Raw genomic sequence first — 13,201 nt, forward strand, 5'->3', positions numbered from 1 at the left:
GTCACTGCAAGCAGCATCGCGCGATCTATGCTCTAATTTTCGACAACGGCGGCGCCCTCTTTGCGGCGCCGCTTTGACGAATAAGGAGCCAGGATGATCGATGTCTATAGCTGGGCGACCCCGAATGGCCACAAGGTTCATATCATGCTCGAGGAGACGGGCCTACCCTACAACGTGCATGCCGTGAATATCGGTGCCGGTGACCAGTTCAAGCCCGAATTTCTCGCTATCAGTCCCAACAACAAGATTCCCGCGCTGGTCGATTCCGAAGGTCCGAAAACCGCCGACGGACGGCCGTTCGCGCTATTCGAATCGGGTGCGATCCTGATTTATCTGGCCGAGAAGACCGGCAAGTTTCTACCGACCGACCCGGCCGGGCGCTATGCGGCACTGCAATGGCTGATGTTCCAGATGGGCGGGCTTGGTCCGATGCTCGGCCAAACGCATCACTTCCGCGTGTATGCACCCGAGCAGATCGAATACGCGGTCAATCGCTACACCAACGAAGCGCGACGCCTGTACGGCGTGATGGACACGCAACTCGGCAAGACGAGTTACCTCGCGGGCAACGACTATACGATCGCGGACATCGCCGCGTTTCCGTGGACCCGTTCGTGGAACAATCAGGGCGTCGATCTCGATTCGTTGCCGAACGTGAAGCGCTGGCATGAAGAGATCGCCGCGCGGCCGGCGGTAGTGCGCGGCGTCGACGTGCTCGCCTCCGCGCGCGTGCCGCTGATGGACGACAAGGCGAAAGAGATTCTGTTCGGCGCGACGCAGTACGCGAAACACTAGTTGCGGGCCGTCTCCCTGACGCGACTGGACACAAACAGAAAGCGCGAGCGGCATGCCCGCCGGCTCGCGCTTTTTCATTTCATCTGCGAAGGGCGAGCGCTAGAAGTAATGCCGGGTGATGAACTCCGCGACGCACACCGGTCGTTCACCGCCCTGACGCTCCAGCGTCACGTTCCACGCGACTTGCACACCGTTGTTGTCTACGTCGGTCACCGATTCGACGGCGAACTTCCCACGCAGCGACGACCCCACGAGTACCGGCGACATGAAACGCACGCGGTTCAAGCCGTAGTTCACGCCCATGCGCTGCTCGATTCTCAGCGTCTCGCCGAGCAAAGCCGGAATCAGCGACAGCGTCAGAAACCCATGCGCGATCGGCCCGCCAAACGGCGATTCGCGTTTGGCCCGCTCGGGATCGATGTGAATCCACTGATGATCGCCGGTCGCCTCGGCGAAACGGTTGACCCTGTCCTGATCGACGCTCAGCCATTCGCTGACGAGCGGCTGCGCGCCGACGAGCGCGCGCAGAGCGTCCGCACTGTCGAAGGCGGCGGTCGCCGCGCTCGCCGTCATGCCGCCGCTCCCGGATTGCGCAGGCCGAACATGCCGTTCGAGCGCACCGTGATCACCGTGTCGCCGTGCTGATTGATCCCCTCCCAGCGCGTCGACACGATGCCGCGATCGGGCTTGCTCTGCGACACGCGCTTAGCGACGATGACGTTCATCATCGTGATCGTGTCGCCGACTCGCACCGGTTTTAACCAGCGAATCTCGTCGATGCCGGGCGAACCCATCGACGTCGAATCCGCCAGCACCTTGCGCACGAGCATGCCCATCATCACCGAGCACGTGTGCCAGCCACTCGCTACGAGGCCGCCGAACGGCGATTCGGCCGCGGCGGCTTCGTCGAGATGAAACGGCTGCGGATCGAACTTCTGCGCGAACTCGACGATCTCCTCGCGCGTGAACGTGTGCTTGCCGATTTCGTGGCTCGTGCCCACTTCCATGTCTTCGAAACTGATTTTCATCAGTGCACCTCCTTGGTTCGGTGGAACGGCCCGATCAGACTTCGGCGACCGCAAATCCGGGCAGCGTGGCAAACCGCGCGAGATGATGATCGACGTCGCCGAGCGTGGTCTCGATGATCGCGAGGCGCTTGAACAGGTGCGCGGCCGCCACTTCGTTCGTGACACCCATGCCGCCGTGCAACTGCACCGCCTGTTGACCGACGAAACGCGCGGCCTGGCCGAGCCGAACCTTGGCCGCGGAGATCGCGCGACGGCGCTCGTTCGTGTCTTCACTCGCGTAGCGCATCGCTGCGAGATACGTGATCGAGCGCGCCTGCTCCGCGTGGATCAGCATCTCGACCATGCGGTGCTGCAGTGCCTGAAAACGCGCGATCGGCTGACCGAACTGCTGGCGCGTTTTCGTATATTCGACGGTGGCGTGATTGAGCGCGTCGAGCGCGCCGATCGCCTCCGCGCACAGCAGCAGCGTGCCGTAGTCGGCGATCTGCTCGAGCGTTGCCGCCCCCGCATGTTCGCCGGAGAGCCGGCGCGCGGGCGTGCCGTTGAATTCGAGAGTTGCGGCGCGTTGACCGTCGATGGTGCGGTACTCGGTAAGCATGACGCCGGTCGCGTCGCGCGCGACGACGAAGAGCGCGATCTCGCCATCGAGGCGCGCCGGTACGATCCAGTGGTCCGCCTGCGCACCGTGCAGCACGACAGATTTGCTGCCGCTCAGCGTATGCTGCGCGCCCTGCCCGCTCGCGGTCGTCGCGAGGTCGAACAGATCGTAGCGGGCATGCGGCTCATGAAACGCCACGGCCAGTTTGGCTTCGCCCTGGGCCGCCCGTTCGAGCAGCGCGGCATCTTCGCCGTCGCCGGTTCCGGCGAGCCGCAGTGCTTCAACGCCGACCGCGGTCGCCCAATACGGCTCGACGACGAGCGCGCGGCCGAGTTCCTGCATGACCACGAGCATGTCGATCGGGCCGCCGTTGAAGCCGCCCTGCGCTTCTGGCACCGGCAACGCGGTCAGTCCCAACTCGGTGAACGCTGCCCAATGATCGGCCGATATGCCCGCCTCCGAGCGCACGATTGCCTGGCGCGCTTCGAAGCCGTAGCTCTTCTCGAGATAGCGGCGCAGCGCATCGGCAAATTGCTGCTGTTCGTCGTTGAAAGTGAAGTCCATGCGCCGCTCCTCAAAGTCCGAGAATCATCTGCGCGATGATGTTCTTTTGAATTTCGTTCGAGCCGCCGTAAATCGACGTCTTGCGGAAGTTGAAGTAGTACGCGGCAAGCGGCGCGGCATCGTCGTCGCCGGCAAGACTGTGCTCGCGTTCGCCTTCGAGGAACGGCACGTCGAACGGCGCGGCCAGCGGTCCGATCGCTTCGAACATCAGTTCGGTGAGTCCCTGTTGCACTTCCGTGCCCTTGATCTTCAGCATCGACGCTTCCGGGCCCGGGCCGCGACCGCCCGCCTCGTTCGCCACCACGCGTTGCACGGTGACTTCGAGCGCCATCAACTCGATTTCGAGACTCGCGACCTTTGCCGCAAACACCGGATCGTGCAGCAGCGGCTTGCCGTTCTTTTTCTGATTCAGCGCGACACGTTTGAGAAACACCAGTTCACGCTTCGACGCACCGACTCGCGCGATGCCGGTACGCTCGTGACCGAGCAGATATTTCGCATAGGTCCAGCCGCGATTTTCTTCGCCGACCAGATTGTCGAGCGGCACTTTGACGTCCTCGAAGAACACTTCATTGACCTCGTGATCTTCGTCGAGCGTGATGATTGGCCGCACCGTGATGCCCGGCGTTTTCATGTCGATCAGCAGGAACGAGATGCCCTCCTGCTTTTTGGCGCCGCTGTCGGTGCGCACGAGGCAGAACATCATGTCGGCGTGCTGGCCGAGCGTGGTCCAGGTTTTCTGACCGTTGACCACGTAATGATCACCGACACGCTCGGCGCGGGTGCGCAGCGACGCAAGGTCGGAACCCGACCCGGGCTCCGAATAGCCCTGACACCACCAGTCCGTGCCGTCGAGAATGCGCGGCAGATAGTGGCGTTTCTGCGCCTCGTTGCCGTACTTCATCAGCACCGGCGCAACCATCGACACGCCGAAAGGTAGCACGGTAGGTGCGCCAACACGCGCGCACTCTTCTTCCCAGATATGTCGTTGGGTCGCGTCCCAGCCGGGGCCGCCGTATTCGCGCGGCCACGCGACCGCCGACCAGCCTCGCGTGCCGAGCAGCCTGTGCCAGCTTGCGAAGTCTTCGCGGGAAAGACGTTTGTGATTGAGAACCTTGTCGCTCAGCTCGCGAGGCAGATTCGCTTCGAGCCAGGCGCGGATGTCGGCGCGGAACGCGTCTTCAGCGGGGGAATAGTCCAGATTCATGCGTAGTGTCTCCTGGCCGCCACCACCCAGCCGCCTGGAGCCACCGCGCTACTGCAGTGGTTCCTTCAGGGCAGCCGGGACCGGCAGCGGCATCACTTCGATGCCTTCCTCGACCAAGGCACGCGCATCCTCGGGTGTGGTGACACCACGAATACTGCGCGCGGGCGCTTCGTTGTAGTGAATGCGCCGCGCTTCCTCGGCGAAGCGGTCGCCCACGTTCTCGGTCTTCTCCAGTACCTCGCGCAGCGCGCGAATCATGTGCGCCTGCATTTGCTCCATGCCCGCCGGCGCTTTTGAGTCGGTCGCGCCCGACAGATTCAGACGCGGTGCCGACGGCAAACGGCTCACCTCGTGCGCACCGCAGATCGGACATTCGACGAGCTTGCGGGACTGCTGCGACTCGAAGTCATCAGCCGAAGCGAACCAGCCTTCGAACCGATGGCCATGCGGACACTGTAAATCGAGGACCTTCATGTGGAATCAGGGCTTGCGTGCCAGTTTAGCGCAAAATGGAAATTTGTGAACGATCGTTCGTAAAACCTTTGGGCCGACGCACAGCCGCCAGCTGCCGCAACGGAATATCGCGTGGGTGCGCGATTTTAACGCTTTACGGCATGTGCTGCCGAAGGCGGCCCGAGCGGTAACCGGTGCCACATTTGCTCGGTTCTCCGGCCCGCTTGCGGCGCACCGCTACACCACGAGATTGCCGAGTTGACGACTCACGCGCGGTTCAATCTGACGGGCCTCCTTCGTCAGATTGATCTGCTTCGCCAGTTTTGCGACATCCGCGACACCAATCTCAATCTCGTACCCGCCGCGCGCGGTCAGCCATTCGAGGACGTCCGTCAGATGCCACACCGACGCACTGCCTTCGTGGACCGGGGGCGGAAAGTCGATGGCGTTGTTCAGCATCAGCTTGCGCATGTTTTGCCGCGACACTCCCGCCATTTCGGCCACGTCGGTCAGCCCCACGAAGTCAGGTCCTGCCTCGACCAGTTGCGCGGACGGCACAGCGCGTTTCACGTCCTTGAGCGCGCTGGTGACAGCCTCGAATGCGCTCGTGGCTTCACGGCTGAAAAGCAGCGCGAGGCGGCCTGGTTGCCCGACGCCAATCGTGGCGTCGTCGCACCCCGCTTCGCCCAACCGCTCGACGATTGCGTCTGCATCGCAATCTTCCGCGGCGAGGCGGTACTTCAACGTGAACACATATTCCATACGTTACTCCTGTCTTTGTTGAGCCCAGGTTATTGCGATTCCTGTTTGCTCCCTACGAACACACTAGCGCCGTGCCGCGCAGTTGCCGACGATGCGCCGCAGATGTCTGGCGTGATTGCCGGGATTCTTCGGCGTACTCCAAACGCTCGATATACAGAACTCTCCGCACCGACATTCGGCGTCTTTGTACGGGCAATAGATTTTTCCCCACGCATGACCTCTTCCGCCGTCCTGAACGCGCCAGCCGTGCTGCTCCGCGTACGCCAATGCGGCCTCGATCTCTTTCTTCTTGTGCCTTCCTCGAACCATCGACACCTCCAATGTAGCCGCTCAATTTCGAGTTGTCAATTGACAACCTGCGATTGAACCGGAATCAGATCACTCAGGTGAGTAGCGTCGGCTATCCCAAACAAAATCGACGGCGGCCTCGGTGATCGGAGAGTTCATACTAGCCGGCCGGCAGGGCCACGACGAGCCAGCCAGATGGCATAGGAAACGGCATTCTGTTTAGCCAGAAAGAAACGGCGGAGCCAATGACAAAGCCCCTGCCGGTCATCGACCAACAGGGGCTTGGTTAAATCAGCTACCGGGCTGACGCGAACTTACACCGTCTCGGGCGCCTCAGTCGGCCACGTGCCCGACAGCACTTTCTCGAGCCAGAAAGTACCGATGATCGTCTTCACATCGGTGATCTTGCCCGTGCGCACCCACTCGGACACTTGCTCCACGGTCGCGGTGAACAGTTCGAGAAACTCACCTTCATCGAGCTTGCGCTCGCCCGCGGTCAAGCCCCGCGCCAGATAGATATCAATGAATTCGGTCGAGTAAGAAATGATCGGGTGGATCCGTGTCAGGTACACGTACTCGCGCGCGGTATAGCCGGTTTCCTCGCGCAGTTCCCGCACCGCGCACGCCAGCGCGCCCTCGTTCGGGTCGAGCTTGCCGGCCGGATATTCGACCATCACCTTGCCCATCGGATAGCGATACTGACTTTCGAGCAGCACGCGACCGTCATCGAACAAGGGGATCACCATGACGGCGCCCGGATGCTGAACGTATTCGCGCGTCGCATGTTTGCCGTCCGGGAGTCGGACCGTATCGTACTTGACCGTCATGAACGGCCCCTGATGGACCGTCTTGCTGTCGATACAAGTCTCGGTTAGCGCGGCGTCGTGATTGGGAAGTTCAGCCATGTGCGGACCTCGGAACAGCCAGGCGCGCGACGGCGAGACGCCGTCAGCGGCGTTTGACGAGATATTGGAAGGTAAAGCCGGGAAAAGCGAACACGACGAACAGAGCGAACGTGATCGCATAGAACTGCCAGCCCTGCTCGAAGCGATTTCCCGCGCGCGCTTCGAGCAGAAAGCCCAGCGCGCCGACCACGAAATACAGCACGATTAATTCTGCAATCCGGAGCCAGGCGCTTTTCTTCGCCGCTTTCAACGGCACCGCGGCGAAGAGGCGCTGATTCAGGAACGGCAGGTTGGCGCCGACTAGCGCCAACAGCACGATAAACCAGCCCGCAGCGGACATCAGAGCAACAGCGTGTGCTGGATCGCCTGCAGGCAGGCGCGCAACAGCGGATCCGGCACGATACCGAGCACCAGCACGGCGACGCCGTTCAACGCGAGCAACGCGCGCGTGCTCGTGTCCGCCACGATCGCCGACTTGTCTTGCGGCTCGTCGAAGTACATCAGCTTGACGATACGCAGGTAGTAGAACGCGCCGAACAGCGACGTGATCACCGCGAGCACGGTAAGCCAGGTCAGGCCGGCGTTCATCGTCGCTTGCAGCACGGCGAGCTTCGCGTAGAAGCCGACTGCCGGCGGAATACCCGCGAGCGAGAACATCATGATCATCATCACGAACGCGAATACCGCGCTTCGTTGATTGAGGCCCTTGAAGTCCTCCAGTGTGTCCGCTTCGAAGTCGCGGCGCGCGAGCAGCATGATGACGCCAAAGGTACCGAGCGTCGTGATCAGGTAGACGATGCTGTAGAACATCGCCGAGCCGTACGCGCCCGCAGCGCCCGTGGTCTTCTGATCGACCACGCCGGCGAGCAGGCCGAGCAGCACGAAGCCCATGTTCGAAATCGCCGAATACGCGAGCATCCGCTTGACGTTGCGCTGCACGATGCCGGTGATGTTGCCGACGATCAGCGACAGCGCCGCCAGAATCACCAGCATCTGTTGCCATTCGACCGCCAGCGGCAGCAGGCCCATCACGAGGAAACGCAGACCCCACGCGAACGCGGCGACCTTCGGACCGCCACCGACGATGAGCGTCATCGCCGTCGGTGCGCCCTGGTACACGTCGGGCACCCACATATGGAACGGCACCGCGCCCATCTTGAACGCCACGCCCGCCACGATGAAGATCACGCCGAACAGCAGCACGGTCGGATCGTAGTGGCTCGTGTTAATCGCCTTGAACACTTCGTTCAGGTCCAGCGAGCCGGTCGCGCCATACAGCATCGAAACACCGTACAGCAGGAAACCGGAAGCCAGCGCGCCGAGCACGTAGTACTTCATCGCCGCTTCGTTCGACGACGCCACTTCGCGACGCAGCGCGATCACCGCGTACAGCGACAGCGACATCAGTTCCAGACCGAGATACAGCGTCAGGAAGTTGTTGCCCGAGATCATCACGATCTGGCCGAGCAGCGAGAACATGCCGAGCAGGAAGAAGTCGCCGCGGAACAGGTTACGGTCTTCGAGGTAGCGACGCGAATAAACGATCGTCACCGCGTAGCCGAGCGACACCACCGCCTTCATCACGTTGGCGAACGGATCGACCACGTACATGTGATCGAAGAAGTAATGCACTTGCGGGTCGAACGCATTCACCGCGAACCAGATCCCGGCGACGAGCGTCGAGAAGAACGCGATGAAATACGTGGTACGGCGACCCTCCGGGCCGACGAACGTGTCGTTGAGCCACGCGATGACAATGGCGAACATCACCAATGCGTCAGGCAACAGAGCAGTCATAGGGGCGTTTTGCATGGTCTTAAATTCCTCCGCTCGTCGTTACTGAGGCAACGGCAGCTTCGATTGCGCAACGTGGGAGAGGAGGTTTTCCACGGATACGTGCATCACATCGGTAAAGGGCTTCGGATACAGGCCCATGAACAGCGTCAGTGCGGCGAGCACTGCCAGCATGAAAAATTCGCGACGGTCGATGTCGAGCAGGTTCTTCACGTGGTCGTTCGCGACCGCGCCGAAGTACACGCGCTTGTACATCCACAGTGTGTAGGCCGCGCCGAGAATCAGCGTGACTGCCGCGCCACTCGCGATCCAGAAGTTGTACTGGACGGAGGCCAGAATCACCATGAATTCGCCGACGAAACCGGAAGTGCCCGGCAAGCCGCAATTCGCCATCGCGAACAGCATCACGAACGCCGCGAACTTCGGCATCACGTTGACGACGCCGCCGTAGTCGGCGATCTGACGCGAGTGCATGCGGTCGTACAGCACGCCGATGCACAAGAACATTGCGCCCGACACGAAGCCATGCGAGATCATCTGCACGATCGCGCCTTCCGCGCCGAGCTGATTGAAGATAAAGAAGCCGAGCGTGACAAAGCCCATGTGCGCAATCGACGAATACGCGACCAGCTTCTTCATGTCGGCCTGCACCATCGCAACGAGACCGATGTAGATGACGGCGATCAGCGACAGCGTGATGATGACCGGTGCGAGGAAATGGCTTGCATCAGGCGTGATCGGCAGCGAGAAGCGCAGGAAACCGTACGCACCGAGCTTCAGCATGATCGCGGCCAGCACCACCGAGCCGCCGGTCGGCGCTTCCACGTGCGCGTCCGGCAACCACGTGTGCACCGGCCACATCGGCACCTTCACCGCGAAGGCCAGGAAGAACGCGATAAACAGTAGCACCTGCGGCGTCATCGCGATCTGCGCGTGCTGCCACGTGGCAATGTCGAACGAGCCGGTCTCGTTGTACAGATAGATCAGCGCAACCAGCATCAGCAGCGAGCCCGCCAGCGTGTACAGGAAGAACTTGAACGCCGCGTACACACGGTTCGCCCCGCCCCACACGCCGATGATGATGTACATCGGGATCAGCGTCGCTTCGAAGAACACGTAGAACAGCATGCCGTCGGCCGCGCTGAACACGCCGACCATGATGCCCGACAGGATCAGAAAGGCCGCGAGGTACTGGCCGACGTTCTTCGTGATCACTTCCCACGCTGCGATCACGACGATCACCGTGATCAACGCGGTCAACGAGACGAACCACATCGAAATGCCGTCCACGCCGAGGTGATACATGATGTGGAAGCGCTGGATCCAGTTCGCCTGCTCGACGAACTGCAGGTCGGCGGTGCTCGAATCGAAGCTGGTGATCAGCGGCAGCGTGACGAGGAAGCTCAGGACCGAGCCGATCAGCGAGATCCAGCGCGCTGGAGCGGGGTTCTCGTCGTTGCCGATCGCGAGGACCAGCAGACCGAAGAAGATCGGCAACCAGATCGCGATGCTGAGAATCGGATAAGCGTGCATGAGTGTCTCTCGCCTTATTTGCCGCCGAGCGTTACAAACAGGGTCAGGAGCCCCAGCATGCCGATGATCATGGCGAACGCGTAGTGGTAGATGTAACCGGATTGGAGGAAACGGATCACGCTCGCGAACCAGCCGATAAAGCGTGCGCTGCCGTTCACGATGCCGTCGATCACGACCACGTCGCCTTCCTTCCACAAACCACGGCCAATGGCCACAGCGCCCCGCGCAAACACGACTTCGTTGATCTTGTCCATGTAGTACTTGTTATCGAGCAACGTGTAGATCGGGCCGAATGCGCGCTTGATGACAGCGGGCAGATCCGGACGGACCAGATACAGGAACCATGCGACCACCACGCCTGCGAGCGCGAGCCATACCGGCAGGCCCGACACCGAGTGCAGACCCATCGACGCCCAGCCCTGGAATTCTTCGGCCATCTCATGCAGCGCCGGATGGTTCTCGCTGATGTAGATCACCTTGTCGAACGCGACGCCGTGCTGGAAGAAGTCGCCGAACAGCATCGGACCGACGCCGATCGCGCCGATCACGATCGACGGAATCGCCAGCAGCACGAGCGGCACCCACACGACCCACGGCGTTTCGTGCGGTTCGTGAGCGTGGTCGCCGTGACCATGGCCATGGTCATCGTGGCCGTGCGCGCCATTTGCATGCGACGCGGCTTCCGCGCCCATCGGCGATTCCGGGTGCTTCGGATTGCGGAAGCGCTCCTCGCCGTGGAACACCATGAAATACATGCGGAACGAATACAACGCGGTCACGAACACGCTTGCGACCACCGCGAAGTACGCGAAACCCGAGCCCGGCAGATGCGACAGCTTCACCGCGTCGATGATCGAGTCTTTCGAGTAGAAGCCCGAGAAGAACGGCGTGCCGATCAGCGCGAGCGAACCGATCAGCGACGTGATCCAGGTAATCGGCATGTACTTGCGCAGGCCGCCCATGTTGCGCATGTCCTGATCGTGATGCATGCCGATGATCACCGAACCCGCGCCGAGGAACAGCAGCGCCTTGAAGAACGCGTGCGTCATCAGGTGGAACACGGCGACCGAGTAAGCCGACGCGCCGAGCGCGACCGTCATGTAACCGAGCTGCGACAGCGTGGAATAAGCGACCACACGCTTGATGTCGTTCTGGACGATGCCGAGAAAGCCCATGAACAGCGCGGTAATCGCACCGATGACCATGACGAACGACAGCGCCGTTTCGGACAGTTCGAACAGCGGCGACATGCGCGTAACCATGAAGATACCGGCCGTCACCATGGTCGCAGCGTGAATCAGCGCGGAGATCGGCGTCGGACCTTCCATCGAGTCCGGCAGCCACACGTGCAGAGGGAACTGCGCCGACTTACCCATCGCGCCGATGAACAGGCAAATGCAGGCCACCGTCAGCAAGCCCCAGTCGGTACCCGGGAAGCTCAGCGCCGCGAGTTCGGTACGCTTTGCGAAGACTTCGCCGTAGTTCATCGAACCGGCGAACGCGAACAGCAGACCGATGCCGAGCAGGAAACCGAAGTCGCCGACGCGGTTCACGATGAACGCCTTCATGTTCGCGTAGATCGCGCTCTCACGCTTGAAGTAGAAGCCGATCAGCAGGTACGAAACGAGACCCACCGCTTCCCAGCCGAAGAACAGCTGCAGGAAGTTGTTGCTCATCACGAGCATCAGCATCGAGAACGTGAACAGCGAGATGTACGAGAAGAAGCGCTGGTAGCCGTCGTCGTCGGCCATGTAGCCGATCGTGTAGATGTGCACCATCAGCGACACGAAGTTGACCACGACGATCATCATCGCGGTCAGCGAGTCGACCAGGAAGCCGACTTCGAGCTGCGTCTTGCCGATCGACATCCATTGATAAACGGTCGCGTTGAAGCTCGCACCGTCCATCACCTGGAAGAAGACCATCACCGACAGGATGAACGAAGCCGCGACGCCGAGGATCGTGACCGAATGCGCACCCGCCCGCCCTATCGCCTTGCCGAACAGCCCTGCAACCAGGGAACCGGCGAGCGGTGCCAGCGGAATTGCCAACAGCAGGTTTTCATTGAGTATCGTGGACATAACCGCTTTTCCTGAAATTAACCTTTGAGCTGATCGAGATCCTCGACATTGATCGTGTCGAGACTACGGAACAGGGTCACCAGAATTGCGAGACCGATCGCCGATTCGGCTGCAGCAACCGTCAGCACGAAGAAGACGAAAACCTGGCCGTGCACGTCGCCCAGATAGTGCGAAAACGCGACGAAATTGGTGTTCACCGCGAGCAGCATCAGTTCGATCGCCATCAGGATGATGATGACGTTGCGGCGGTTCAGGAAAATGCCGACGACGCTGATCGCAAACAGGATCGCGCCGAGGACGAGGTAATGGGCAAGGGTCAACATGATTTCTATCTCCTGTCCGCTCAGCTGTTCTTGGCTGCTGCCGAGTCGGCTGCTGCTGCGGCTGCCGCGGCAGCCGCTTGTTCCGCCGCGATGGTCGCCGCGGTTTTCTCCGACGGCATCTTCACGACGCGCACGCGGTCCTGGGCACGCACCTTGACCTGCGCGCTGACGTTCTGACGCTTGCTGTCCTTCTTGTGGCTCGTGGTCAGCGCGATCGCCGCGATGATGGCGACCAGCAGAATCAGGCCCGCGATTTCGAACGCGAAGATGTAGTTGGTGTAGATGACCTTGCCGATCAGGCGCGTGTTCGACCAGTCGCCCATACCGGCGGCGGCCGAGGCCGTGTCGTGCAGTGCGGTAGCCGTCGCGCCGTAACCGTGCCACAGGATCAGTGCGGTTTCGATCACGATGATCGCGCCCACTGCCGATGCCATCGGCACGAAGCGTTTGAAGTCCTTGCGCAGCACGTCGAGATTGATGTCCAGCATCATCACGACGAACAGGAACAGCACCATCACCGCGCCGACGTAGACCAGCACCAGCAGGATCGCAAGGAACTCCGCCTCGAGCAGCATCCAGATCGCGGCTGCGTTGAAGAACGCCAGCACCAGATACAGTGCGCACGCCACTGGATTGCGGGAGGTGATCACCTTCAGCCCTGAAACCACGAGGAGCAGCGCGAAGATGTAGAACAGTACGGTCGTGAATTCCATGATTACCGGTTCATCGTTAGGCCATCGTCAGGCATTGTTCTTTGGCACGCGTGGTTGGCAAAAGCGGAGCAAACCGCCAGTACCGCCACACAGGTGCGCCGTGCCGCGGCGTTCAGGCCGCGGCGGTCGGCCCGACAGCAGGCCGTGTTAATGCTTT

15 protein-coding genes are annotated in these 13,201 nt (G+C 61.3%); 1 reads left to right on the forward strand and 14 read right to left on the reverse strand.

Annotated features, from left to right (window positions below; all coding sequences use genetic code 11):
* The first annotated feature begins 93 nt into the window (after window positions 1–93).
* Window positions 94–795: a glutathione binding-like protein gene (locus AB4Y34_RS17195; RefSeq protein ID WP_368716706.1), complete on the forward strand. Its 702-nt coding sequence runs from the start codon at window positions 94–96 to the stop codon at window positions 793–795.
* Window positions 796–894: 99 nt separating this feature from the next.
* Here the strand turns inward: AB4Y34_RS17195 and AB4Y34_RS17200 are convergent, their stop codons facing one another.
* From AB4Y34_RS17200 to AB4Y34_RS17265, 14 genes are all read right to left on the reverse strand, one after another.
* Window positions 895–1,368 carry a MaoC family dehydratase gene (locus AB4Y34_RS17200; protein WP_368716707.1) on the reverse strand — a complete coding sequence of 158 codons (474 nt, stop codon included), beginning with the start codon at window positions 1,366–1,368 and terminating at the stop codon, window positions 895–897.
* The gene (locus tag AB4Y34_RS17205) at window positions 1,365–1,823 is read right to left on the reverse strand and encodes a MaoC family dehydratase (RefSeq protein WP_176380831.1); all 459 of its coding nucleotides are present in this window, start codon (window positions 1,821–1,823) and stop codon (window positions 1,365–1,367) included. The genes AB4Y34_RS17200 and AB4Y34_RS17205 overlap by 4 nt, the downstream gene beginning before the upstream one ends.
* 34 nt (window positions 1,824–1,857) lie before the next feature.
* Window positions 1,858–2,985 carry an acyl-CoA dehydrogenase family protein gene (locus AB4Y34_RS17210; RefSeq protein WP_368716708.1) on the reverse strand — a complete coding sequence of 376 codons (1,128 nt, stop codon included), beginning with the start codon at window positions 2,983–2,985 and terminating at the stop codon, window positions 1,858–1,860.
* A gap of 10 nt (window positions 2,986–2,995) precedes the next feature.
* A complete protein-coding gene (locus AB4Y34_RS17215; protein WP_368590378.1) occupies window positions 2,996–4,192 on the reverse strand; it encodes an acyl-CoA dehydrogenase family protein in 1,197 nt (398 codons plus the stop codon).
* Between the two features lie 48 nt (window positions 4,193–4,240).
* The gene (locus tag AB4Y34_RS17220; RefSeq protein WP_013088951.1) at window positions 4,241–4,666 is read right to left on the reverse strand and encodes a DUF1178 family protein; all 426 of its coding nucleotides are present in this window, start codon (window positions 4,664–4,666) and stop codon (window positions 4,241–4,243) included.
* Between the two features lie 216 nt (window positions 4,667–4,882).
* Window positions 4,883–5,407, reverse strand: coding sequence for an AlpA family transcriptional regulator (locus AB4Y34_RS17225; RefSeq protein WP_176380828.1), 525 nt, complete (start codon window positions 5,405–5,407; stop codon window positions 4,883–4,885).
* A gap of 63 nt (window positions 5,408–5,470) precedes the next feature.
* Window positions 5,471–5,716, reverse strand: coding sequence for a hypothetical protein (locus AB4Y34_RS17230; RefSeq protein ID WP_254905816.1), 246 nt, complete (start codon window positions 5,714–5,716; stop codon window positions 5,471–5,473).
* Between the two features lie 293 nt (window positions 5,717–6,009).
* The gene (locus AB4Y34_RS17235; RefSeq protein ID WP_013088948.1) at window positions 6,010–6,600 is read right to left on the reverse strand and encodes an NUDIX domain-containing protein; all 591 of its coding nucleotides are present in this window, start codon (window positions 6,598–6,600) and stop codon (window positions 6,010–6,012) included.
* Window positions 6,601–6,643: 43 nt separating this feature from the next.
* Window positions 6,644–6,940 carry a DUF2818 family protein gene (locus AB4Y34_RS17240; protein WP_018420024.1) on the reverse strand — a complete coding sequence of 99 codons (297 nt, stop codon included), beginning with the start codon at window positions 6,938–6,940 and terminating at the stop codon, window positions 6,644–6,646.
* Window positions 6,940–8,412: an NADH-quinone oxidoreductase subunit NuoN gene (gene nuoN, locus AB4Y34_RS17245; protein ID WP_368716709.1), complete on the reverse strand. Its 1,473-nt coding sequence runs from the start codon at window positions 8,410–8,412 to the stop codon at window positions 6,940–6,942. The genes AB4Y34_RS17240 and nuoN overlap by 1 nt, the downstream gene beginning before the upstream one ends.
* A gap of 24 nt (window positions 8,413–8,436) precedes the next feature.
* Window positions 8,437–9,927, reverse strand: coding sequence for an NADH-quinone oxidoreductase subunit M (locus tag AB4Y34_RS17250; protein ID WP_176366885.1), 1,491 nt, complete (start codon window positions 9,925–9,927; stop codon window positions 8,437–8,439).
* A 14-nt stretch (window positions 9,928–9,941) separates the two neighbouring features.
* The gene (gene nuoL, locus AB4Y34_RS17255) at window positions 9,942–12,008 is read right to left on the reverse strand and encodes an NADH-quinone oxidoreductase subunit L (RefSeq protein ID WP_368716710.1); all 2,067 of its coding nucleotides are present in this window, start codon (window positions 12,006–12,008) and stop codon (window positions 9,942–9,944) included.
* A gap of 17 nt (window positions 12,009–12,025) precedes the next feature.
* Window positions 12,026–12,331 (reverse strand): NADH-quinone oxidoreductase subunit NuoK, encoded by a 306-nt coding sequence (gene nuoK, locus AB4Y34_RS17260; protein WP_176109119.1) that lies wholly within the window; start codon window positions 12,329–12,331, stop codon window positions 12,026–12,028.
* A 20-nt stretch (window positions 12,332–12,351) separates the two neighbouring features.
* Window positions 12,352–13,044 carry an NADH-quinone oxidoreductase subunit J gene (locus AB4Y34_RS17265; RefSeq protein WP_176109120.1) on the reverse strand — a complete coding sequence of 231 codons (693 nt, stop codon included), beginning with the start codon at window positions 13,042–13,044 and terminating at the stop codon, window positions 12,352–12,354.
* Between the last annotated feature and the right edge of the window lie 157 nt (window positions 13,045–13,201).

The organism is Paraburkholderia sp. BR10954, assembly GCF_040965775.1.
Taxonomy (GTDB): domain Bacteria; phylum Pseudomonadota; class Gammaproteobacteria; order Burkholderiales; family Burkholderiaceae; genus Paraburkholderia; species Paraburkholderia youngii.

What these genes read in the sequence shown, in the direction of transcription:
- AB4Y34_RS17265 (WP_176109120.1), bottom strand. Translation starts at nt 13,044, where the DNA reads ATGGAATTCACGACCGTACTGTTCTACATCTTCGCGCTGCTCCTCGTG.
- AB4Y34_RS17230 (WP_254905816.1), bottom strand. Translation starts at nt 5,716, where the DNA reads ATGGTTCGAGGAAGGCACAAGAAGAAAGAGATCGAGGCCGCATTGGCG.
- nuoL (WP_368716710.1), bottom strand. Translation starts at nt 12,008, where the DNA reads ATGTCCACGATACTCAATGAAAACCTGCTGTTGGCAATTCCGCTGGCA.
- AB4Y34_RS17210 (WP_368716708.1), bottom strand. Translation starts at nt 2,985, where the DNA reads ATGGACTTCACTTTCAACGACGAACAGCAGCAATTTGCCGATGCGCTG.
- AB4Y34_RS17225 (WP_176380828.1), bottom strand. Translation starts at nt 5,407, where the DNA reads ATGGAATATGTGTTCACGTTGAAGTACCGCCTCGCCGCGGAAGATTGC.
- AB4Y34_RS17215 (WP_368590378.1), bottom strand. Translation starts at nt 4,192, where the DNA reads ATGAATCTGGACTATTCCCCCGCTGAAGACGCGTTCCGCGCCGACATC.
- AB4Y34_RS17220 (WP_013088951.1), bottom strand. Translation starts at nt 4,666, where the DNA reads ATGAAGGTCCTCGATTTACAGTGTCCGCATGGCCATCGGTTCGAAGGC.
- AB4Y34_RS17235 (WP_013088948.1), bottom strand. Translation starts at nt 6,600, where the DNA reads ATGGCTGAACTTCCCAATCACGACGCCGCGCTAACCGAGACTTGTATC.
- AB4Y34_RS17205 (WP_176380831.1), bottom strand. Translation starts at nt 1,823, where the DNA reads ATGAAAATCAGTTTCGAAGACATGGAAGTGGGCACGAGCCACGAAATC.
- AB4Y34_RS17240 (WP_018420024.1), bottom strand. Translation starts at nt 6,940, where the DNA reads ATGTCCGCTGCGGGCTGGTTTATCGTGCTGTTGGCGCTAGTCGGCGCC.
- nuoK (WP_176109119.1), bottom strand. Translation starts at nt 12,331, where the DNA reads ATGTTGACCCTTGCCCATTACCTCGTCCTCGGCGCGATCCTGTTTGCG.
- nuoN (WP_368716709.1), bottom strand. Translation starts at nt 8,412, where the DNA reads ATGCAAAACGCCCCTATGACTGCTCTGTTGCCTGACGCATTGGTGATG.
- AB4Y34_RS17195 (WP_368716706.1), top strand. Translation starts at nt 94, where the DNA reads ATGATCGATGTCTATAGCTGGGCGACCCCGAATGGCCACAAGGTTCAT.
- AB4Y34_RS17200 (WP_368716707.1), bottom strand. Translation starts at nt 1,368, where the DNA reads ATGACGGCGAGCGCGGCGACCGCCGCCTTCGACAGTGCGGACGCTCTG.
- AB4Y34_RS17250 (WP_176366885.1), bottom strand. Translation starts at nt 9,927, where the DNA reads ATGCACGCTTATCCGATTCTCAGCATCGCGATCTGGTTGCCGATCTTC.